This is a genomic window from Enterobacter cloacae complex sp. I2 (assembly GCF_014896205.1).
Classification (GTDB): domain Bacteria; phylum Pseudomonadota; class Gammaproteobacteria; order Enterobacterales; family Enterobacteriaceae; genus Enterobacter; species Enterobacter quasihormaechei.
The window spans coordinates 75,319-94,958 of sequence record NZ_JADBRA010000018.1 but is presented as its reverse complement, the minus strand read 5'-3'; the positions used below and the strand labels follow the sequence as shown (position 1 = coordinate 94,958).

Annotated in this window: 23 protein-coding genes; 4 read left to right on the top strand and 19 right to left on the bottom strand. The window is 59.6% G+C overall.

Annotated features, from left to right (window positions below; translation table 11 throughout):
* Nucleotides 1–2 precede the first annotated feature (2 nt).
* Nucleotides 3–461, top strand: coding sequence for a DMT family transporter (locus IM300_RS16475; protein ID WP_193037450.1), 459 nt, complete (start codon nucleotides 3–5; stop codon nucleotides 459–461).
* On the opposite strand, the gene IM300_RS16470 is transcribed toward IM300_RS16475, so the two are convergent.
* From IM300_RS16470 to IM300_RS16435, 8 genes are read right to left on the bottom strand one after another with little or no spacing between them, the layout of a single operon-like run.
* A complete protein-coding gene (locus IM300_RS16470; RefSeq protein ID WP_193037449.1) occupies nucleotides 458–991 on the bottom strand; it encodes a DUF3833 domain-containing protein in 534 nt (177 codons plus the stop codon). The two genes, IM300_RS16475 and IM300_RS16470, sit on opposite strands and share 4 nt — an antisense overlap.
* Nucleotides 988–1,512 carry a hypothetical protein gene (locus tag IM300_RS16465; protein ID WP_193037447.1) on the bottom strand — a complete coding sequence of 175 codons (525 nt, stop codon included), beginning with the start codon at nucleotides 1,510–1,512 and terminating at the stop codon, nucleotides 988–990. Before IM300_RS16465 ends, IM300_RS16470 begins: the two co-directional genes overlap by 4 nt.
* A complete protein-coding gene (locus IM300_RS16460) occupies nucleotides 1,509–1,994 on the bottom strand; it encodes a DUF2878 domain-containing protein (RefSeq protein WP_063866778.1) in 486 nt (161 codons plus the stop codon). The genes IM300_RS16465 and IM300_RS16460 overlap by 4 nt, the downstream gene beginning before the upstream one ends.
* A complete protein-coding gene (locus IM300_RS16455) occupies nucleotides 1,991–3,211 on the bottom strand; it encodes a cyclopropane-fatty-acyl-phospholipid synthase family protein (RefSeq protein WP_193037445.1) in 1,221 nt (406 codons plus the stop codon). The genes IM300_RS16460 and IM300_RS16455 overlap by 4 nt, the downstream gene beginning before the upstream one ends.
* The gene (locus IM300_RS16450; protein WP_193037443.1) at nucleotides 3,208–3,930 is read right to left on the bottom strand and encodes a DUF1365 domain-containing protein; all 723 of its coding nucleotides are present in this window, start codon (nucleotides 3,928–3,930) and stop codon (nucleotides 3,208–3,210) included. The genes IM300_RS16455 and IM300_RS16450 overlap by 4 nt, the downstream gene beginning before the upstream one ends.
* Before the next feature lies 1 nt (nucleotide 3,931).
* Entirely contained in the window at nucleotides 3,932–5,191 is a 1,260-nt protein-coding gene (locus IM300_RS16445) for an NAD(P)/FAD-dependent oxidoreductase (RefSeq protein ID WP_193037441.1), read from the bottom strand.
* Nucleotides 5,188–5,907, bottom strand: coding sequence for an SDR family NAD(P)-dependent oxidoreductase (locus IM300_RS16440; RefSeq protein WP_064910585.1), 720 nt, complete (start codon nucleotides 5,905–5,907; stop codon nucleotides 5,188–5,190). The genes IM300_RS16445 and IM300_RS16440 overlap by 4 nt, the downstream gene beginning before the upstream one ends.
* Nucleotides 5,904–6,338, bottom strand: a complete 435-nt coding sequence (locus IM300_RS16435) for a nuclear transport factor 2 family protein (protein ID WP_193037439.1) — start codon at nucleotides 6,336–6,338, stop codon at nucleotides 5,904–5,906. Before IM300_RS16435 ends, IM300_RS16440 begins: the two co-directional genes overlap by 4 nt.
* Before the next feature lie 258 nt (nucleotides 6,339–6,596).
* Here IM300_RS16435 and IM300_RS16430 point away from each other — a divergent pair, with 258 nt between their 5' ends.
* Together IM300_RS16430 and IM300_RS16425 are read left to right on the top strand one after the other, a co-directional pair.
* Nucleotides 6,597–6,794, top strand: coding sequence for a hypothetical protein (locus IM300_RS16430; protein WP_022648035.1), 198 nt, complete (start codon nucleotides 6,597–6,599; stop codon nucleotides 6,792–6,794).
* A gap of 1 nt (nucleotide 6,795) precedes the next feature.
* A complete protein-coding gene (locus IM300_RS16425; RefSeq protein ID WP_063866783.1) occupies nucleotides 6,796–7,548 on the top strand; it encodes a hypothetical protein in 753 nt (250 codons plus the stop codon).
* 53 nt (nucleotides 7,549–7,601) lie between these two features.
* Here the strand turns inward: IM300_RS16425 and IM300_RS16420 are convergent, their stop codons facing one another.
* Nucleotides 7,602–9,578 carry an alkyl/aryl-sulfatase gene (locus tag IM300_RS16420; RefSeq protein ID WP_193037437.1) on the bottom strand — a complete coding sequence of 659 codons (1,977 nt, stop codon included), beginning with the start codon at nucleotides 9,576–9,578 and terminating at the stop codon, nucleotides 7,602–7,604.
* A gap of 201 nt (nucleotides 9,579–9,779) precedes the next feature.
* Between IM300_RS16420 and IM300_RS16415 the strand changes: the two genes are divergently transcribed.
* Nucleotides 9,780–10,415, top strand: a complete 636-nt coding sequence (locus IM300_RS16415) for a helix-turn-helix domain-containing protein (RefSeq protein ID WP_131637613.1) — start codon at nucleotides 9,780–9,782, stop codon at nucleotides 10,413–10,415.
* A gap of 40 nt (nucleotides 10,416–10,455) precedes the next feature.
* On the opposite strand, the gene paaY is transcribed toward IM300_RS16415, so the two are convergent.
* The 10 genes from paaY to paaD all read right to left on the bottom strand — a co-directional run bounded on the left by paaY (nucleotide 10,456) and on the right by paaD (nucleotide 19,633).
* The gene (paaY, locus tag IM300_RS16410) at nucleotides 10,456–11,061 is read right to left on the bottom strand and encodes a phenylacetic acid degradation protein PaaY (RefSeq protein WP_112792271.1); all 606 of its coding nucleotides are present in this window, start codon (nucleotides 11,059–11,061) and stop codon (nucleotides 10,456–10,458) included.
* 9 nt (nucleotides 11,062–11,070) lie between these two features.
* Nucleotides 11,071–12,006, bottom strand: a complete 936-nt coding sequence (gene paaX, locus IM300_RS16405) for a phenylacetic acid degradation operon negative regulatory protein PaaX (protein ID WP_193037435.1) — start codon at nucleotides 12,004–12,006, stop codon at nucleotides 11,071–11,073.
* A gap of 110 nt (nucleotides 12,007–12,116) precedes the next feature.
* Nucleotides 12,117–13,433, bottom strand: coding sequence for a phenylacetate--CoA ligase PaaK (gene paaK, locus IM300_RS16400; RefSeq protein WP_193037433.1), 1,317 nt, complete (start codon nucleotides 13,431–13,433; stop codon nucleotides 12,117–12,119).
* Between the two features lie 26 nt (nucleotides 13,434–13,459).
* The gene (pcaF, locus tag IM300_RS16395; RefSeq protein WP_193037431.1) at nucleotides 13,460–14,665 is read right to left on the bottom strand and encodes a 3-oxoadipyl-CoA thiolase; all 1,206 of its coding nucleotides are present in this window, start codon (nucleotides 14,663–14,665) and stop codon (nucleotides 13,460–13,462) included.
* Nucleotides 14,665–15,087, bottom strand: a complete 423-nt coding sequence (paaI, locus tag IM300_RS16390) for a hydroxyphenylacetyl-CoA thioesterase PaaI (RefSeq protein ID WP_063866790.1) — start codon at nucleotides 15,085–15,087, stop codon at nucleotides 14,665–14,667. Before paaI ends, pcaF begins: the two co-directional genes overlap by 1 nt.
* A complete protein-coding gene (gene paaH, locus IM300_RS16385; RefSeq protein ID WP_193037429.1) occupies nucleotides 15,077–16,504 on the bottom strand; it encodes a 3-hydroxyacyl-CoA dehydrogenase PaaH in 1,428 nt (475 codons plus the stop codon). The genes paaI and paaH overlap by 11 nt, the downstream gene beginning before the upstream one ends.
* A 1-nt stretch (nucleotide 16,505) precedes the next feature.
* Nucleotides 16,506–17,294, bottom strand: a complete 789-nt coding sequence (paaG, locus tag IM300_RS16380) for a 2-(1,2-epoxy-1,2-dihydrophenyl)acetyl-CoA isomerase PaaG (RefSeq protein ID WP_193037474.1) — start codon at nucleotides 17,292–17,294, stop codon at nucleotides 16,506–16,508.
* Nucleotides 17,294–18,061, bottom strand: coding sequence for a 2,3-dehydroadipyl-CoA hydratase PaaF (paaF, locus tag IM300_RS16375; RefSeq protein WP_193037427.1), 768 nt, complete (start codon nucleotides 18,059–18,061; stop codon nucleotides 17,294–17,296). Before paaF ends, paaG begins: the two co-directional genes overlap by 1 nt.
* Complete coding sequence (paaE, locus tag IM300_RS16370) at nucleotides 18,058–19,128, bottom strand: 1,2-phenylacetyl-CoA epoxidase subunit PaaE (protein ID WP_193037425.1); 1,071 nt, start codon at nucleotides 19,126–19,128, stop codon at nucleotides 18,058–18,060. Before paaE ends, paaF begins: the two co-directional genes overlap by 4 nt.
* 7 nt (nucleotides 19,129–19,135) lie before the next feature.
* A complete protein-coding gene (paaD, locus tag IM300_RS16365; RefSeq protein WP_107535289.1) occupies nucleotides 19,136–19,633 on the bottom strand; it encodes a 1,2-phenylacetyl-CoA epoxidase subunit PaaD in 498 nt (165 codons plus the stop codon).
* Nucleotides 19,634–19,640 lie beyond the last annotated feature (7 nt).

Below are 19,640 nucleotides of genomic sequence, written 5' to 3'. Positions count from 1 at the left end.
TTATGACAGTAATTATGATTATTCTGGCCGTGATTGGCGGCGCGACGCTGAGCATTCAGGCTGCCATTAACGGGCAATTAGGCAGCAGCGTGGGGGTTTTCAAAAGCGCGTTTCTGACGTTTTCCATCGGCGCGCTGGTGACCGCCCTGCTCATCTTCTTCTTTGAGCCGAAACAGGCGGTCAGTCTGATGGATGTGCCCAAATGGCAGCTTCTGGGCGCCCTGTGCGGCGTGCCTTATATCGTGATTATGGTGCTCGCGGTGCAGCGCATCGGCACCGCCGTTGCCACGGTAGCGGTGATCCTGGGCCAGCTGGCCATGAGCATGCTGATTGATAACTTTGGCTGGCTGAACAATGAAGCCATTCCGTTTTCAATGAGCCGTCTGGGGGCCGTGGTCTGCCTGATTATTGCGCTCTTCTTCATCTACTCAAGCAGTAAACCTCAGCCCGAAGAGGGTTAACCGCCCTCTTTGCGGGTAAAGAACAGCGTCACCGTGGCGACGGTGACGCCAAATTTCTTCATCTCGGTTTTATTGAACAGACGGGTGCCGTCCTGCAAATACATCCAGTCATCGAAGTGCAACAGCCAGGTTTTGCCGTCCGCCTTCACGTTCATGCTGTAGCGCCAGTTAAGGGCGTTGCCCGCCGCCTGGCCTGACGCCACACCCTCAATATCGCCCGCCGTGCCCTCGTAGCGATTCTCACCAACGCGGCGGATGTGCCACACGCGCTGCTGCTTCTCGCCGTCGTCGTAGACAAAATGCTCATTCAGGGTCAGCGTGTCGCCGATAACATCACCGGCGATCTCGACGTGGAAACGGCGGATCTGCTTACCGCTGCGATCCTGAACCATCCCCCACGCCTCGGTTTTCCCCTGGAAATAGGTGAAAATATCAAGCGTCGGCTGCTGCTGACGATACTCTGTCACCTCGGTGCTGCATCCGGCCACCAGCATCGTCAGGGCAAGCGCCATTAACAGGAAACGTTTCATTTTGGTCCTCCGATTAACTGCTGACGCAGTTCAGGATACTCGGTGCGGGGATCGAGCCAGATCGCCAGAAAGCGCGAGCTAAACGCTGCCGACTGGCGTGGCCCGAGTGGCGTAAAGTTTTTCTGCGACGCTGTAGGGCGATACCAGAATTGCCCCTGTCCGTCCTTCAGCACAAACGCAAGCTGCGCGCCGGGCGTGACGTCGGGCCAGAGCGTGGACAGCATGCGTAGCCAGGCTTCACTCTGCGGCTCCTGCTGCAAAATGCCCTGCGCCTGCCACTGGTCGCGGGTCGCCTCGACCAGGTCGTCGGCAGCAATGTCGCGGGCGTAGGTAATAATCAGCGCGTTATCGCTGTCTATCCCCGCGTAGCGCCCGTCGGGCGTGAGAAGCTGAGAGGTATAGACGGTAAGCGGCCCCCAGGTGAGCGTGGCGTCGCCCACCTTGCGCCAGCTCAGCCAGTCTGCCGCCTGCACGCTACAGGTGAATAGGGTCAGCGCGAGCATGAATAACAGATTTCTCATTGTTGTCTCCCCATCAGCAGGTGGAAAAACAGCATCAGCACCAGCCAGCCCGGGATCATCCAGCTGACGACGATAAAGGTCGGTTCCAGAAACGTTATGGCCCCCAGACGCTCGCCGATCAGGTAGGCCACCGGCCCGCCCACGGTCGCCAGCGCCGTCAGCAGCCAGCCCGGCAGCGTTGTCGTGCGGGTTAGCTGCGTCCAGACGCAGGCAAACATCAGCCACAGCGCGACCATCCATAGCGGCATTAACGACGCACCGGTAAAGGCAATCAGCCCGGTCAGCGCCCAGAGGGCGTCAAGCAGCGCGCCCGACGCAGCCAGCACAATGGCGTATAGCCGGTGCGATGGCGGTAACAGCAGCCAGGCAAGCACCGCCAGCGCGATCCAGATGACCAGACCCTGCTCGCGAAACAGCACCACCAGCGTCCAGTAGAGATCGAACCCGATGGCCAGCAGAAACACCTGCCCGTAGCGCTTCATACGCGTTCCGCAGTGAGCTGCACCACGCTGATGGTGCGGGCGTTAAACCCGGCTTCACAATAGCCGAAGTAGTACAGCCACATCCGGCGGAAACGTTCATCAAACCCGAGCTTTTCTATCTCCTGCCAGGCGTGAATGAAGCGCTGCCGCCAGTGGGCGAGCGTGCGGGCGTAATCCGGCCCCATGTCAAAGAGGTTACGCACCACAAAATCCGTGTGGCGCGTCATCAGGTCATTCATGGCGGTGATGCTGGGCAAAAAGCCGCCGGGGAAGATGTAGCGCTGTATAAAATCGACGCTTTTGCTGTAGTCGCGGTAGCGCTGATCCTGAATGGTGATGGCCTGAATCGCCATCCGCCCGCCTGGACGCAGACGCGCCTGACAGGTGCGGAAAAACGTTGGCAGGTAGCGTTGGCCGACGGCTTCGATCATCTCAACCGACACCAGCTTATCGTACACCCCGGTCAGATCGCGGTAGTCGCAGAGCAGCACCTCAACGCGATCCTGCAAGCCTGCCCGCGCGATCCGCGCGGTGGCCCAGTGGTACTGCTCCTGCGACAGCGTGGTGGTGGTCACCCGACAGCCGTGGTGACGGGCGGCGTACTCCGCCATCGCTCCCCAGCCGGTGCCAATTTCCAGCAGATGATCGTTTGCGGTGAGCGCCAGCTGGTCGCACAGCCTCGCCATTTTTGCCTGCTGAGCCGCCGCCAGATCCTGCTCTTCCCCGGTAAACAGCGCGCTGGAGTACAGGAGTTGCTCATCAAGGAAATGGGCGTAAAAGGTGTTGCCGAGATCGTAATGGGCGGCAATATTTTCACGCGCCTGAGCGCGAGAGTTGCGCCGCGCCCAGTGCCGTAGCCGCTCCACCGGCTTCGCGAGCAGGCGAAACCCTTTTTCCAGCTGCCCGAGGATCTGGCTGTTGCGCGCAATCAGCTCCAGCAGCGGCGTCAGGTGGGCCGTCTCCCAGTCGCCATCCATCCACGCTTCCGCCGCGGCAAGGCTGCCTCCCGTTAAAATGCGCCAGTAGACGCCCGGAGATCGCACCTGCACTTCGGCGTGAAGCGCGGCGGACGCGTCGCCGAAATGGAACGTCTGGGGCCCTTCACGGAGCGTCAGCGAGCCTCCGCGCAGGCCGTTCAGCAGGCGAAAAAGCAACCAGCGCGCGACGCGAGCGTTGCGCGGGATATCGGGTTCAAGCGCAAAGACGGGATCGGTCATGATCGTTCACTCCTGCTGAGGGGATGGTTATGCAGCGGCACGCGCTTGAGCCACAGCCTGAGCGCCTGCCAGTAAATGGCAGAAACGGTTTTAAGGGTCATCAACGGGATCCGCACCAGCATCGCCCGCAGCGCCCCACGCGTCAGCGGCGCCCGGCGTAGCGTCAGCGTGGCATCAAACACCTTCGTTTCCTGATGATTTTCAATATGCATGCGCAGCGTGCTGTCCGGGCTGTTGAAGCGCCAGTGGTAAACCATGTCCATCGGATTGAAGGGCGAAACATGAAATGCTTTCTCCGTCGGCGGAGCGTCCTGCCCCGCCACGGCGTAGTAATGCCGTTCATTCCACGGCGTGTTACGCACTTCGGCGAGAACCCAGCGCAGAGTGTCTTCGCCGTCATAGCAGTAGTAAAAATTGACCGGGTTAAAATGAAAGCCGAAATATCGCAGCTGCGTCAGGAGCATGATCCGCCCCGCCGGACGCTGGCCGGTCAGCTTTTCCAGACGCTCAAGGACGCGCTCTTTGAGCGGCGTGCCCAGCGGGTAATCCGCATCATAAAATGCCGCAGGCGCAAAGCGGTTTCGCCGCACGCCGACGGAGGGCAGTCTGTCCAGCTCATCGAGATCGAGCCACGCCATAAACACGCTATAGGTAAAATGGTGTGCTTTCGGCGTAAGACGGCGATGGCGCAATGCGCCGTGGTAAAGGCAACTGTTCATCTCAGTTGCCCTCCCCGGCCGCGAGAGCATTCACCACGTCCAGCGCGCTGCGCACACCATCTTCGTGAAAGCCGTTGTACCAGTACGCGCCGCAGAACCAGCTCCGCTGGCGACCGTTTATCTCGCCGCGCCGGGCCTGGGCATGCCAGCTCTTCGGGTTAAAAAGCGGATGCTCATAGACAAAGCGGCGCAGCACAAAGCGCTCATCCACCGGCGTTTCAGGGTTGAGGGTGACGCAAAACAGCGGACTGCCGGCGGGCAGCCCCTGTAAAATATTCATGTTGTAGGTAACGCAGGCGCTGGCATCATCCTGCTCGCTGAGGCGATAGTTCCAGCTGGCCCAGGCGCGCTTGCGCACCGGCAGCCAGCGCGGATCGCTGTGAAGTACCACCTCGTTACGCTGCCAGCCGATATCCCCCAGCACCTCGCGTTCAGCCTGCGTCGGGCTGGCGAGCATCGCCAGCGCCTGTGCCGAGTGGCAGGCAAATATCACCTGATCGAAGGTATGCGTAACGCCTTCCCGCTCAATGTCGACGCCGCGATCGTGGCGAACAACCTTCTGAACCGGCGCGTTGAGTTGCAGCGTCAGGCGATCGCCAAGCTTGTCCATCAGCGCGCGGATGTACTCCCGGGAGCCGCCCGGCACCACGTACCACTGCGGACGATGGGTGATGTCCAGCAAACCGTGGTTGTCGAAAAAGCGTAAAAAGAGCGGCAGCGGGAACCGTTTCATCTCCTGTAGCGACGATGACCAGATCGCCGCCCCCATCGGCAGGATGTAGTGACGGGCAAAAAAAGGCGTGAAGCGGTGCTGGCGCAGGAACGTCTCCAGCGTGGCGGACTCGCTAACGTCGCCCTCAAGCGTCTGTTTCGCCAGCCGGTTAAAGCGCACGATCTCCTTCAGCAGCGTCCAGAAGCCGGGGTTCAGCAGGTTACGACGCTGGGCGAACAGCGACGTCAGGGTATGCCCGTTGTACTCCAGCCCGCTCTGCGGGTTGTGCACCGAAAAGCTCATCTGCGTTTTTTGCCCGCTGATGCCCAGCTCGCTGAGCAGCCCCATAAAGCGCGGATAGGTGCGGTCGTTATAGACGATAAAACCGGTGTCGATGGCATACGTTCCCTGCGGGGTGTCAACATCTACCGTTGCGGTATGGCCGCCCGGCGTAGCCTGCGCTTCAAACAGCGTGACCTGATGATGTCCGGCGAGCCGCCAGCCACAGGTTAATCCGGCGATGCCGCTGCCGATAATTGCAATCTTCATGGCCGCACCATCCTGCGCAGCAGTGCGCGCTGAAGTACGTTGGGCAGGCCGGAAAGCAGGCGCAGCGCCAGGCTGAACCCGGCGGGAAACGCGATAGTATCTTTCCCTTTTGCCAGACCGCGACGAATAGCGCTGACGGCCTGCTCCACGCTAACCCGGCCCGGCATCGGAAAATCGTTTTTGCGGGTCAGCGGCGTGTCGACAAAACCGGGTGAAACGACCGTGACAGCAATCCCTTTCGGCTCCCAGTCGAGGCGTAGCGTGTCGGCAAACCAGGTTAACGCCGCCTTGGAGGCGCCATACGCTTCGGCCCGGGGGAAGTGAAGCCAGTGCGCCATCGAGCTGACCAGCACCACGCGGTTGCCGGATACCAGCTGCGGCTGCAACGCGGCAAGGCAGTTTACCGGGCCCATGAAGTTTGTGGTCATCACCCGCTCTACCAGCGCGGCATCCACCTCGCCGCGATCGAGATACTCGCAGGTTCCGGCGCAGAGGATCACCGTATCGGCAGCACAGTCCGCCAGCGCCTGGCGACAGGCGTCCCTGTCCGTCATATCGAACAGGCGCACCGTAATATTGGGGCTGTGCTGATGCAGGTCCGCCAGGCGTTGCGCATCGCGCCCGCAGGCAATCACCCGGTAGCCGTCGTCAGCGAAAGATGTCGCCAGCCCTGCCCCTATCCCCGAGCTTGCGCCGGTAATCAGAACCGTTTTCATGATTTCACTCTCCGCTTAACGCCGCGTACGGCCCAGCCGAGCACCGGAAGGTGTTCATAAATCATCTCTCCGGCATCGTAGTAATCGCGCTGGCGAACAATGCGATCGTCGCACATGTCTACCACGGAGCAGCCCGGCAGTTGCCGCATTGTCCCCCGGGCGATACGCGGGTGCGACCAGTGCATAATCCAGGTGACAACAAAGCGCTCGCCCTGCTGCAACGGTGCATCGACGGTAAAGCGACAGTGCTGAACGTTAGCCAGCAGATGGGTGAAATAGCGCTGAAGCGCGAACAGCCCGCTGTGTTCGCCAAAGGGATCGATAAGCGTGGCATCGGCGCGATAAATCTCCGCCAGCGCCGAGGGTGGCTGGGTATCCAGCGTGGTGTAGTAATCAACGAACCGACTGATGACGGACGGCAACGTGCTCATGGGTCACATCCTGGCTGTAAACAACGTAGCGAAATCGCATAATTAAAACTTACACAATTAACGTTATTTGTCCAAGTTCAGGAGAATATATTTTTTATTGTCGCTTATTATCAACAGGTTAAATGCAGCCCGCGCAGCGCCATTTTTTGATAAAAGTTAGACACCCTCACCGAAGCCCGCTTTTTTAGGGATAACCTTAAGGCAAAAGTGCCATTTATCCTCCAGACTTATCCTTTTAATTCATAAGGATGTCACGCGATGAAAAATTTACTGATGGCGCTCTTTTCCAGCCCGGAATCTTTGTTGCAGGTCATGAGTCACCAGGAAATTATCGAAGCCGTAGAGGATGGCGACCGCATCATTATCGACCAGGATGGAAACGCCTCGGTTAACTACAAAAGCAACGAGGTACGGCAGGACTTTCTGCGCCATGTCAACGCGCTAAAGAGGGCCTGAGATGGGAACGGCAATATTTATGGTATTGATGGTATGCGGGTACTGGTACACCAGCCGCGACCTGTCAACGCGATTCAAAATTAAGCGTTCATTTGGCTGGGACGTCTATTTTCTCGTGGCGCTGTATGGCTGTATTTTCGTCCTTCAGGGGGTAATCGCCACCGGCCTGCTGTGGCTGCTGTTGTTCGCCCTCTCCGCCGCTGATAACACTTTCCATTTCACGTCTGCGAAATATGCCGACTGGCAAATTGATTTTATGAACTGGAGCTTCCTGGGTATTCAGGCCCCGGTAGTGGTAATGCTGGCCTTTGCGATCCTGTTCTGTCTCTACCGCTCGAACTGGGCCGGCAGCGCGCGGCTCGACGGCGAAGGCCGGAAAAAATTGTACAAGCGGCTGGCGCAGTCGAGCGGTATCGAACAGCTGCTCTATCAGTGCATGGAAGAAGGCGAGCTGGCGCACGTCACGCTGAAATCGCGGCGGATTTATATTGGCATGATCCATACCGCCACGCTGGAGTATGAAAAAACCGCCAATATTGTGCTTATTCCGATGCTGAGCGGCTATCGTGACGGGAAAAACATGCAGCTGTGCATTGAACACAACTACAGCAAATGGTACGCCGAGCATGAGGTTACGCTCGACTCAGAGCCAAAAAGCGCCATGGATTTCCGTAAGGTGATCATGCTGGACCAGATTGAGAGTATTTCGCTATTCGATCCCGCAAGCGCGAGCGCGCTGGCGATGCGTGAATAAAAAAATGGCGCCTTATTTCTAAGGCGCCAGGATTATGAGGATGAAACCTAAACTTACGGCGTTACGATATTGAACCAGAAGTCAAACGTATCCATGTAGCTCAGCATCTCTTCCAGCTTCGCCCCGTCTCCGCTCACCTTCACGTCACCCTTGTCCACTGCCTGCTTCAGCGTCTCTTTCTTCAGGATGATGTCGTTCAGCGTGGTACGGTCAAGCGCGATGGTCGCGTCGGCATCCTTCGCCTGCGCGTTGGCGGTATGGTTCAGCACGCCGTTTTCCAGCTCCAGCTTGTATTTGCCGCCATCCTTACCGAGATCGACGTTAAACACCGCTTTGGCGTTACCGGCACGCACCCCGTTGATGTGCACGCCCAGGTAATCGAAGAACATTTCTGGCGTCATCGCACGCACGGTATCCGGGCTGGCGGTGTTCGGCGTCGGCAGCTTTTTCACGCCATTTCGCAGCTCCTGCGCGCCGGTCAGATAGAAGTTACGCCAGGTGCCCGCTTCCGCCTGATAACCTAACTGCTCCAGCGCATCGGCCTCCAGGTTACGTGCCGCCTGGTTGTTAGGATCGGCAAAGACCACTTTGCTCACCACCTGGGCAACCCAGCGGTAATTGCCCTGCTGATAATCCGCTTTGGCTTTCTGCATAATGGCATCAGCGCCGCCCATGTACTGCACGAACTTCTTCGCTGCCTGTTCAGGCGGCAGCTCGTCGAGGGTTGCCGGGTTGCCGTCGAACCAGCCGAGATAAAACACGTAGGTGGCTTTGACGTCGTGGCTAACGGAGCCGTAGTAACCACGGCTCGCCCACTGCTTCTCCAGCGATTCCGGCAGCTTAAATTCTGCGGCAATTTCATCGCGGGTCAGGCCCTTGTTGGCCATACGCAGGGTCTGGTCGTTGATGTAGCGGTACATATCGCGCTGGCCTTTCATCAGCTTGACGATATTCTCGTTACCCCAGGTCGGCCAGTGGTGCTGTGCAATAATCACTTCCGCGTCCGCGCCCCAGCGCTCAATGGCGGCGTTGATGTACTTAGACCAGGCCAGCGGATCGCGAATTTTCGCGCCGCGCAGGGAGTAGGTGTTGTGCAGCGTGTGGGTCACGTCCTCTGCGGCCTCGATCATTTTCTTCTCTTTGACGTACCACAGCATCTCCGACGGGGCTTCTGAACCCGGCGCCATCATAAAGTCGTAGGTCAAACCGTCGATCACTTCTTCCTGACCGGTATGGGTGATGTAGTTGGTCGGCGGGATGAGGGTGACGGTACCCGCAGAGGTGGTGGTGCCAAGGCCCGCACCCACCTGGCCTTTTGCGTCAGGCTTCAGCAGGTTGCCGTACATATAGCTGGCACGGCGGCTCATCGCGTTCCCAGCCATAATGTTTTCGGAAACCGCCTCTTTCATAAAGCCATCCGGCGCGTAGATTTTTACTTTGCCAGACTTCACGTCGGCTTCGTCAACCACGCCGCGCAGGCCGCCGTAGTGGTCAACGTGGCTATGGGTGATCACCACCGCCACCACCGGCTTCTTGCCGCGGTTTGCATAGTAGAGATCCAGCGCTTCTTTCGCCGGTTCAGCGCTTAGTAGCGGGTCGATAACGGTAATGCCCTTCTCGCCCTCAATGATGGTCATGTTGGAGAGATCGAGATTACGGATCTGATACACGCCGTCGGTGACCTTAAACAGTCCGCCAATGTTGATCAGCTGTGACTGGCGCCACAGGCTCGGGTTCACCGTATCCGGGGCTTTTTCACCCTCTTTCACGAAGTCATACTTCGCCGGGTTCCAGATAACGTTTCCTTGCTCGCCTTTGATCATGTTCTGCGGCAACGGAGCGATAAAGCCCTTATGGGCGTTCTCAAAGTCGGTTTTATCGGCAAAGGGCAGTTTATTATACAGGGCGTTATTAGCCTGCTGGGTTGTGGGTGTGGCATCCTGCGGCTGCACTTCAGCCCATGCAGAAAGCGAAAGCGATGTTAACACACCGGCCAGCGCCAGTTGCTTAGCGATTATCGTTAATTTCATTAAATGGCCTCATAGATTAATTGCGCCGCCCGGATATTTACTGCTGGCGGATAATTTAATGCGAACTCATTGAGGACCATTCTAAACAGAATACTTTCCCATCATAGTCCCATATGGGACTGGTATGGGGTTGTCTCGTCATCAGGACGCGACTCCTGCTATACTCGATGCGACGACAGACGTTGCGGGACGAGGCCTAGCGTGAATTTTCAGGACATCCATACCTATTATCAGCAGCTCAATATTGGGCGCTTTTTTCCACAAATCCTGTCTTCAGGAGAAGCGCTAACCGTTGCCGCAAATAAAAAGTTAGCCGTCGAGCCCGGCTATATTTATTTCTGTACCGAAGGTTCTCTGACGATATTAATGCCTGAAGATGGGTTGAATATTGGCAATACCATTGAATATATGCCCATCGGTCTAATGGAACGCTATTGCCCGCTAGCGAAATTTGAATATCGCAGCAGTGCGAAGGTTAAACTGGTAAAAATTCCCTACGCCGATTTCGACCAGCTATTTTTGCACGGCGGGCCAGAACGCGTGCAGGCGCTGACCACTATTCTGACCTTCATGTCGATTTTTACTATCGATCTGCACAACGAGCGCGGACAGGTCACGAGCTACCAGACCATCAAACACATGCTGTACCGCTATCTCTATCGGCAGGAAACCCACACGGGCGAAAATGAAGGCCTGGCGCTGTTTATCATCAAACGCACCAACCTGTCGCGAACGCATGTTTTTCGCGTGCTGGCAGATCTGAAAGCCGGGGGGTATATCACCGTGAAGCGCGGAAAGCTGGTGTCGATTGACCGGCCGTTGCCGGAAGCGTATTAAGCTCGGCCTCACGGATTTAAAAGACGCGCACAACCGGCGATTAATTATCCCGACCAGCCGATTTTGGCCGCAAATTCTCATCGAAAACCAGCCGCTTGCGTCCGGGCTCTTCTTCGCGTAATGGCTCCACCTGATGCAGCGTCTGCTTACAGCGGTCCACCAGCACCTGATACTCCCGCGTGCCCTGCATTTTCCACTCGATTTCCTGCGCGCTCAGCTGACGAATCGCTTTTGCCGGACTGCCAAGGATCAAATGATTCGCCGGCATCTCCGCTTTCGCCTTCACAAACGCCGCCGCCCCGACGATGCTGTTTTCGCCGATCGTCGCCCCGTCCATCACCACCGCATTCATCCCCACCAGCGCATTACGGCGGATGACGCAGCCATGAAGGATTGCGCTGTGGCCGATATGCCCGTCCTCTTCCACCACGGTGTCCTGCTCCGGAAAACCGTGCATCACGCAGTTATCCTGAATGTTCGCGCCGTCTTTCACTACGATTCGGCCAAAATCACCGCGCAGGCTGGCGTTGGGACCCACGTAAACGCCTTTTCCGAGGATGACGTCACCAATCAGCACCGCCGTCGGGTGAACATAGCTCTCTTCAGGCACGACCGGCGTCAGACCATCAATTTGATAAACAGGCATACCCTCTCCTTATGTGATATTCAGACCACCAAAGCGCCGATGATAAAGGGTGCCGGGTGCGGGCAGCTCGCCCACGGAGGTCTCACCCTTCTCGCTGACAAACGCCAGGGCGCCCGCCGCCACGCGCTGGTAGATGTTAATGCACAGCTGCCGCGCGCTCTGTCCCGCCCAGTGCGCAGGGAGTAACTCCTCCGGCAACAGCGGATCTTTCAGCACCACGCGACGATAAAAATGAATGAGTAACAGCTGGATCTGGAAGCAGCGCTCCGGGGTTAACTCCTCCGGCGACGCCTCCTTCAGAAGCGGCAGCAGCGGACGAAACGAATGGATAAACGTTTCGTACATCGTGTTTTGTTCAGTCAGCTGCCAGCACTCTTCCACGCGGGCTCGTAACGCCGCGCGTGATAAGGCCAGCGGTGAATGGGCCTCAAAGAAGATGACGTTTTCCGCCACGCCCGCGTCATGCAGCAGAGACTGCACATCCGCCAGGTTCTGCGACGGCGAGGCCATCAGGCTTGGCGCCAGCGTGCCAAACCCTTGCCAGATAAGCTGTTTTTTTACATCCGCGAGCGTGGTTTTATCCAGCCCCTCGGAGAGCAGCAGCAGCCATTTACCGTCCCAGGCCGGCAATTCCGCACGGTAGATTTTATTTTCCGCGCGACGGGTCAAACGCAGCCCCTTGTCGCTGAGACGGTAAAAGCTGCGGCGCCCAATACGGGACACGTCCAGCCAGCCCTCTTTGTTGAGGCGAAACAGCGCGGTGCGCACAAAGCGCTCGCCAAATCCCATTCCTTCCAGCAGGGCCGCCAGGCTGCCGAGCCAGATCTCTCCGCCGCGATGGGAAAGCGCGTCGCCATACAGCGAGGAGATAAGTGACGTTCCGCTCACCGGAACCGAGCTGACCGCGTGCTGGATAAAAGCGTCAAGTTTATTCATGTGATTCATTCTGTTGTTATTTTTTTCCTGGATGAATCATAGCACAGGAATTTGGGTTTCCCCCCTCACCCCAGCCCTCTCCCTCAAGGGAGAGGGGGCCGTCATGTTATGAGGTTCCTTCACCCGTTAGCCGCGACCTTACGCAGATCAAACACCCGGCAGGCTTTGCCTTCGGAGCGCGGAATGCTGCCGCAGTTCACGATCGTCACGTCCGTTGAGATCCCCACCATCGATTTAATACGGTGCCGCAGCTGGTGGCAGACCTGACAGCGCTGTTCATGCGTCAGCGTTAAGCTGCTCTGTTTTAGTTCAACCTTCACCGAAAGTGAATCAAGATGTCCGCGGCGGTTGACCTCCAGCTGATAGTGCGGCGAAAGGTGTTCGAACTTAACGATCTCCTCTTCCAGCTGTGACGGGAAGACGTTCACGCCGCGAATGATCAGCATGTCGTCGCTGCGCCCGCTGATGCGATCCATCCGGCGCATGGTGCGCGCGGTGCCCGGCAGCAGGCGCGTCAGGTCGCGGGTGCGGTAGCGGATCACCGGCAGCGCCTCTTTGGTCAGGGTGGTGAACAGCAGTTCGCCCTGCTCCCCGTCGGCCAGCGGCGTGCCGTCATTGGGGTTAACGATTTCCGGGAAGAAATGATCTTCCCAGATGGTCGGGCCGTCCGCGGTTTCCAGACACTCCATCGCCACGCCCGGTCCCATCACTTCCGAAAGACCATAGATATCCAGCGCAGTAATGCCCAGCCGTTTTTCGATTTCACAGCGCATCGCCTGCGTCCACGGCTCGGCGCCGAAAACGCCCACGCGCAGGGAACAGGCGCTGGCGTCACCGCCCATCTGACGCTCCAGCTCTTCGATAAGGTTCAGACAGTAAGAGGGCGTCACCATGATCATATCCGGCTGAAAATCGCGGATCAGCTGCGCCTGCTTCTCCGTCTGGCCGCCGGACATCGGGATCACCGTCGCCCCCAGACGCTCGGCACCGTAGTGCGCGCCCAGCCCGCCGGTGAACAGCCCGTAGCCGTAGGCCACGTGAATTTTATCCTTTGCGCTGCCCCCGGCGGCGCGCAGGGAGCGGGCGACGATATTGGCCCAGTTGTCGATATCATTTTGGGTATATCCTACCACGGTCGGCTTCCCGGTGGTGCCCGACGAGGCGTGGATACGCACCACCTGCTCCATCGGCACCGCAAAGGTATCGAACGGGTAGTTGTCGCGCAGATCCTGCTTGGTGGTGCACGGGAATTTTTGCAGGTCCGCCAGCTCGCTAAAATCGTCAGGGTGAACGCCCGCGGCATCAAACTTGCGTTTGTACATCGGAACGTTGTGGTAGGCGTGGTTCAGCGTCCACTTCAGGCGCGCGGTCTGCAACGCCTGTAATTCATCAACGGACGCGGTTTCGATCGGATCAAGCTTTGTTGTATTTATCATCGCAGGGTACTCACATTATTGTTCGCTCAAACACGCTCAAGGATCATGGCAATGCCCTGACCCACACCGATGCACATCGTACACAGCGCGTAGCGCCCGCCGCGTCGGTGCAATTCATTGCTTGCCGCCAGCGCCAGTCTGGCACCGCTCATGCCCAGCGGATGACCTAGCGCGATCGCCCCGCCGTTCGGGTTAACGTGCCCGGCGTCATCCGGCAAACCCAGCTGGCGCAGCACGCCCAGCGCCTGGGCGGCGAAGGCTTCGTTCAGCTCAATGACGTCCATATCGGTGATGCTCAGCCCGGCACGTTCCAGCACCTTGCGGGTGGCGGGCACCGGGCCTAGCCCCATCAGACGCGGCTCGACGCCCGCGGTCGCCATTGCCACAATGCGGGTGCGCGGCGTTAACCCCTGGGCAAGCGCCATCGGCTCGCTGGCGATAATCAGCGCCGCCGCGCCGTCGTTCACGCCGGAGGCGTTCCCCGCCGTCACCACCCCGTTCTTACGGAACGGGGTTTTCAGCGCGGCAAGCTGTTCAAGAGTGGTTTCGGCGCGGGGATGTTCATCCACGCTCACTTCCGTCACCGCCCCTTTTTTCCCCGCCACCTGTACCGGAATAATCTCCTGCGCCAGAACGCCGTTCTGCTGCGCCCGCGCGGTGCGCTGCTGGCTGCGCAGGGCAAACGCGTCCTGATCGGCACGGCTGATATTTAACAATTCCGCTACATTCTCTGCCGTTTCGGGCATGCTGTCAGTTCCGTATTGCTGATGCATGAGCGGATTCACAAATCGCCAGCCGATGGTGGTATCGAAGATCTCCGCCTGACGCTGAAACGCAGCAGTGGCTTTGCCCATCACGAACGGTGCGCGGGACATGGACTCCACGCCGCCCGCGATCAGCAGATCGCCGTCGCCCGCCTTAATGGCGCGTGCGGCAAAGCCAATCGCGTCCAGCCCCGACCCGCACAGGCGGTTAATGGTGGTGGCGGACACCGTCTGCGGCAGCCCGGCCAGCAGCGCCGACATTCTTGCCACGTTGCGGTTATCCTCCCCGGCCTGATTTGCGCAGCCGAAGATCACGTCATCAATGCGCTCCAGATCGAGCTGCGGATAACGCGCCAGCAGCGCGCGCAGCGGCACGGCCCCTAAGTCATCGGCGCGCACGCTGGACAACCCTCCGCCGTAACGGCCGACCGGGGTACGCACCCCCTCACAAATAAATGCGTCACGCATCAGGCTTCTCCTGTCACACTGCCGCCGGTGCGGTGGGATTTCCCGCGAAAAAGCGCGACGGTTTTCTGGTGTTGGTTCTGAATTTCAATGTCGTATACGCCGGTCAGCTTGCCCTGATGCTTCACCCGCGCGGTGGCGGTCAGCTTGTCTCCGGCAAAGCCCGGTCGCAGAAAGTCGATGGCGCAGCCTGAGGCTACCGCCGCCAGACCCTGACTGTTGCAGGCGTAGGCAAAGGCAGTATCGGCCAGCGAGAACAGCTGTCCGCCGTGGCAGGTTTTATGCCCGTTAAGCATTTGCGGGGTGATGGTCATGGTCACCACCGCATAGCCCTCGTCCATGTCGATAATGTCCATCCCCATCGCCTGCGCGCAGGCGTCTTGTTCGTACATCGCGCGGGCGTTATGCCAGGCGTTATGACTCATAGCTACTCTCCAGAAGCGCACGCTGGCGCAGCAGGGAACAGGGGCGATAGCGTTCCTCGCCGTAGTGACGTTGCAGGTTCTCCAGCAGGGTTAACAGACGCTGCCAGCCAAGGCGCTCGCCCCAGGCGATGGGGCCGCAGGGATAGTTGACCCCTAAGCGCATGGCGGTATCGATGTCTTGCTCGCTGGCGACCCCTTTTTGCAGGGCGTCCAGCGCTTCGTTGGCAATCATCGCCACCGTGCGCCAGACCAGCAGGCCGGGGTAATCCGCAATCTGTAACACCCGCTTCTCCTGATGCTGCAACCAGTAAATGGCCTTCTGCGTGGCGGAGCGCGGGTTGCCGGGCGCGGCGGCAATCACGGCCACATCCCGCTCGATACGGTCGACTACCACCACCGGGCAGCCGTGGCGCAGCGCCAGCGCCTGCGCGGTTTCACCCTGCGTTTCAATCAGCAGCAGTTCGTCAATTTCCGTGACACCGTCACTTCTACGCTGTACGCGCATCGGGCTGAAGCTGTCGCTGACCGGGTCGAGCCAGCTGACGGCGGGTTTTTCCTCCTGCCAGCGGTAAACGCCCTGCCCGCTTTTTTTGCCCAGACGCCCCGCCAGCACCAGCTCTTGCTGCATCAGCGACGGCAGAAAACGGCGCTCCTGCCAGAAGGCGTTAAACACGGAGCAGGTCACGGCAAAGTTGACGTCCTGACCGATCAGGTCCGTCAGCTCAAGCGGCCCCATCGGGAAGCCGACGCCGTCTCGCAGGGCGGCGTCGATCGCCTCGGGCGTTGCCACCTGCTCTTCCAGCGCGCGCCAGGCTTCCGAGTAAAACGGACGCGCCACGCGGTTGACGATAAACCCCGGCGTGGACTGACAGCGTACCGGCTGCTTTCCCCAGCTCAGCGCCAGCTCGCACAGCGCATCGGCCACTTCGGACGAGGTGGCCAGCCCGCTGACCACCTCCACCAGCTTCATCACCGGCGCGGGGTTAAAGAAGTGCAGCCCGGCGACGCGTTCAGGGTGGCTAATCTCCGCCGCAATCGCGGTAACGGAAATGGACGAGGTGTTGCTGGCGAGCAGCGTCTGCGGCGGACAGACCTCTGCCAGCTGGCTAAACAGGGCTTTTTTCACCTCAAGCCGTTCGGAGGCCGCCTCGATCACCAGATCGGCTTTCGCCAGGGCATTGATAGTCGTCACCGGCGTCAGGCGGGACAGGATCTGCTCCGCGGCGTCGGCAGAAAGTTTTCCGCGCGAAACGCGAGAGGTCAGGCGCTGGTGAATGCCGTCAACGGCGCGGGAAATCGCCGCTGCGTCAATGTCGTACACCAGCACCGGATGACCGTGGCTGGCCGCTACTTCGGCAATGCCGGCACCCATGGTGCCGCTGCCGATCACGGCGATCGTATGAAGGTTGGTCGCCATCTTATTTCCCCGTAAAGTTCGGCGTACGTTTTGCCAGAAACGCGCTGACGCCTTCCCGGTAGTCGTCGCTGCGTCCGGCCAGACGTTGGTAGTCGCGCTCCAGATCGAGCTGGGCATCAAGGGTGTTGGTTTCGGCGGCGTTAATCGCCTGCTTGATCAGGCCCAGGCCAAAGGTAGGCTGAGAGGCAAAATGCAGCGCCATCTGCCGGGCGGTGTCAGAGAGCTGTTCATCGTCCACCACCTGCCAGATCATCCCCCACGCCTGCGCCTGTTCGGCGCTGAGCTTAACGCCCAGCAGCGCCAGCCCCATGGCGCGGGCACGTCCGGCCACGCGCGGTAGCAGCCAGGTGCCGCCGCAGTCCGGCACCAGTCCGAGCTTGCTGAAGGCCATCACAAAATTGGCAGAACGGGCGGCAATTACCATGTCGCAGCCGAGGGCCAGCGTGGCACCCGCTCCTGCCGCCACGCCGTTAACCGCGCAGATCACCGGCTTCGGCAGCTTCGCCAGGCGGCGCACCAGCGGGTTGTAAAAGGTCTCAACGGACATGCCCAGATCCGGCGCGGGACCGTTGGGATCCACATTACGATCGTTAAGGTCCTGCCCGGCGCAGAAACCGCGCCCTGCCCCGGTGATCAGCAGACAGCGGATGGCGTCATCGCGCTCGGCCTGCTTCAGGCATTCGGAAAGCTGCTGGTGCATGACATCGTTAAAGCTGTTCAGGCGATCCGGGCGGTTCAGCGTAATGGTCATTACGCCCTGCTCAACATGGCTCAGAATACATTCCACAATTAGCGTCCTTTGAAGTCTGGGGTGCGTTTTTGTAAGAAGGCGTCGATACCTTCCCGGCGATCGTCGGTGGCTGCGAGCAGCGTAAACAGCTGACGCTCCTGCGCCAGCCCGGCCTGGAGCGGGACTTCCTGCGACTGGCGTAGCGCCTGCTTCGCCGCCTGTAGCGCCAGCGGCGAGTGGCTCGCCATCCGTGCCGCCAGCTTCAGGGCGTACTCCAGCGTCAGCGAGGCCGGGAAGACGTCGCTGACCAGCCCGGCTCTGTGCGCCTGAACCGCCGTGAGGCTTTCACCCGTCAGCACCATTTTGCAGGCCAGGGATTTGCCCACGCTGCGGATCAGCCGCTGGGTGCCGCCTGCGCCCGGCATGATCCCGAGGGTGATTTCCGGGAGGCCAAAACGGGCGTTATCGCCGGCAATCACCACGTCGCAGAGCAGCGCCAGCTCGCAGCCGGCGCCCAATGCGTAGCCGTTCACGGCGGCGATCAGCGGTTTATTGAAGGCGTCTATCCGTGCCCACAGCCGGGGGCGAATATCATTCAGGGTGGCGGACAGATCTTTCTCCGCCATTTCGTTCAGATCGGCCCCGGCGGCAAAGCAGCGTTCATTGCCAGAAATCACGCAGACGGCGATTTCAGCATCCGCTGCGGCGGCCTCAAGCTGCTCGGCAAGCTGCATCAGCAGCGTATTGTTGAGCGCGTTGCGCGCCGCCGGACGGTTTAGCGTTAGCTGCAACACGCGGCCATGACGGGTGACAATCAGTTCGCTCATGCCATCCCCTTCGCGTCAAAATCGACGATGACGTCGGCGGTTAACGGCAGCGCCTGACAGCTCAACACATAGCCCGCAGCCAGCTCGTCCGACTCCAGGCTGTAGTTGGTCGCCATATCGACTTTTCCGCGCAGTACTTTGCATTTGCAGGTGGCGCATACGCCGCCCTTGCAGGCATACGGCAGATCCGCACCCTGACGCAGGGCGGCGTCCAGGATGCTCTCATCGTCCGCCGTCAGGGTAATTTCCCGGTCGCGTCCGTCCTGACGGACGGTGACCTTCTGCCCCTCGGCCTGCACGCTGTGCGTCCGTTTCACGGTAGTGCCCGGCGTGTTAAACCGCTCAAGATGGATCGATTTTTCCGGCATGCCGAGCGCTTTCAGCGCCGCCTCGGCCTCGTCCATCATCGCCGACGGGCCGCAGATAAAGGCTTCGTCGTACTGGCGGAAATTGATCAGCGTTTTTGCCAGCGCCTGAAGCTTTTCGCCGTCAATGCGGCCATGAAGCAGATCGCTGTCGAGCGTCTCCTGGCTGAAGATGGAGACCAGCTGCAAGCGCTGCGGATATTTGTCCTTCAGGTCTGCCAGCGCCCGACGGAACATCATGCTCTGGCTGCTGCGGTTGCCGTAAATCAGGGTGAAGTGGCTGTGCGGTTCCGTGGACAGCGTAGCGGATAAAATGGCCAGCATCGGGGTGATCCCGGACCCGGCGGCGATTGCCAGATAGTGGCCTTCACGTTCAGCCTGCGGCTGGTAGCCGAACTGCCCCTGGGGCACCATCACCTCTAAAGCCATGCCCTGCTTAATCTCGTCCCGGGCGTAGCGGGAGAAGCGCCCGCCGTCGATGGCTTTGACCGCTACGCTGATCTCCCCCGGTGCGGTGCTCCGGCAGATGGAGTAGCAGCGGCGCAGTTCGTCACCGCCAAGCCTGGCTTTCAGGGTCAGATGCTGACCGGGGCGGAAGCGGTACGCCTCCTGCAACGCCTGCGGCACCGCGAAGGTAATGGTCACCGCGTCGCGGGTTTCAGGTTCTACTTTTGCCACTGTTAATGAATGAAACGTTGTCATGGCGGCCTCAAATACATTTGAAATAGTCGAAGGGCTCACGGCAGGTATTGCAGCGGTAGAGCGCTTTGCAGGCCGTCGAACCAAATTCACTGATAAGCGCGGTATCGGTGCTCGCACAGCGCGGGCAGCTCACCTCTGCGGGAGCGTGGGCATGGCAGCTATGGCCGACAGGCGGGCTGATACCATATTCACGCAGGCGCCTGCGCGCATCGTCGGTCATCCAGTCGGTGGTCCAGGCGGGCTCCAGTTGCAGCACAATATGTACCGGGGAAAAGCCGTTCCCGGTCAGGGTTTCGCGGATGGCCCCCAGCAGATGTTCCGTTGCCGGGCAGCCGGAATAGGTCGGCGTGAAGCCAATAACCCAGCCTTCCCCCTGCGCCTTCACGCTGCGCACCATGCCTAAATCGGTGATGGTGAGCACCGGCACTTCCGGGTCGGGGATCTGGCTTAGCAGCGCCCAAATCTGCGGGATTTGGGCAGGCGCAATGTCGACGAGGCGTTGCATAGCGTTC

Excerpts from the sequence above, each read along its gene's own strand:
- paaD (WP_107535289.1), bottom strand. The coding sequence starts at position 19,633 with ATGCAACGCCTCGTCGACATTGCGCCTGCCCAAATCCCGCAGATTTGG.
- IM300_RS16440 (WP_064910585.1), bottom strand. The coding sequence starts at position 5,907 with ATGAAAACGGTTCTGATTACCGGCGCAAGCTCGGGGATAGGGGCAGGG.
- paaE (WP_193037425.1), bottom strand. The coding sequence starts at position 19,128 with ATGACAACGTTTCATTCATTAACAGTGGCAAAAGTAGAACCTGAAACC.
- IM300_RS16465 (WP_193037447.1), bottom strand. The coding sequence starts at position 1,512 with ATGAGAAATCTGTTATTCATGCTCGCGCTGACCCTATTCACCTGTAGC.
- paaH (WP_193037429.1), bottom strand. The coding sequence starts at position 16,504 with ATGGCGACCAACCTTCATACGATCGCCGTGATCGGCAGCGGCACCATG.
- IM300_RS16425 (WP_063866783.1), top strand. The coding sequence starts at position 6,796 with ATGGGAACGGCAATATTTATGGTATTGATGGTATGCGGGTACTGGTAC.
- paaY (WP_112792271.1), bottom strand. The coding sequence starts at position 11,061 with ATGCCTGTTTATCAAATTGATGGTCTGACGCCGGTCGTGCCTGAAGAG.
- paaI (WP_063866790.1), bottom strand. The coding sequence starts at position 15,087 with ATGAGTCATAACGCCTGGCATAACGCCCGCGCGATGTACGAACAAGAC.
- IM300_RS16475 (WP_193037450.1), top strand. The coding sequence starts at position 3 with ATGACAGTAATTATGATTATTCTGGCCGTGATTGGCGGCGCGACGCTG.
- IM300_RS16455 (WP_193037445.1), bottom strand. The coding sequence starts at position 3,211 with ATGACCGATCCCGTCTTTGCGCTTGAACCCGATATCCCGCGCAACGCT.
- pcaF (WP_193037431.1), bottom strand. The coding sequence starts at position 14,665 with ATGCGTGACGCATTTATTTGTGAGGGGGTGCGTACCCCGGTCGGCCGT.
- IM300_RS16460 (WP_063866778.1), bottom strand. The coding sequence starts at position 1,994 with ATGAAGCGCTACGGGCAGGTGTTTCTGCTGGCCATCGGGTTCGATCTC.
- IM300_RS16430 (WP_022648035.1), top strand. The coding sequence starts at position 6,597 with ATGAAAAATTTACTGATGGCGCTCTTTTCCAGCCCGGAATCTTTGTTG.
- paaF (WP_193037427.1), bottom strand. The coding sequence starts at position 18,061 with ATGAGCGAACTGATTGTCACCCGTCATGGCCGCGTGTTGCAGCTAACG.
- paaK (WP_193037433.1), bottom strand. The coding sequence starts at position 13,433 with ATGATAAATACAACAAAGCTTGATCCGATCGAAACCGCGTCCGTTGAT.
- IM300_RS16470 (WP_193037449.1), bottom strand. The coding sequence starts at position 991 with ATGAAACGTTTCCTGTTAATGGCGCTTGCCCTGACGATGCTGGTGGCC.
- IM300_RS16420 (WP_193037437.1), bottom strand. The coding sequence starts at position 9,578 with ATGAAATTAACGATAATCGCTAAGCAACTGGCGCTGGCCGGTGTGTTA.
- IM300_RS16435 (WP_193037439.1), bottom strand. The coding sequence starts at position 6,338 with ATGAGCACGTTGCCGTCCGTCATCAGTCGGTTCGTTGATTACTACACC.
- IM300_RS16450 (WP_193037443.1), bottom strand. The coding sequence starts at position 3,930 with ATGAACAGTTGCCTTTACCACGGCGCATTGCGCCATCGCCGTCTTACG.
- IM300_RS16445 (WP_193037441.1), bottom strand. The coding sequence starts at position 5,191 with ATGAAGATTGCAATTATCGGCAGCGGCATCGCCGGATTAACCTGTGGC.
- paaX (WP_193037435.1), bottom strand. The coding sequence starts at position 12,006 with ATGAATCACATGAATAAACTTGACGCTTTTATCCAGCACGCGGTCAGC.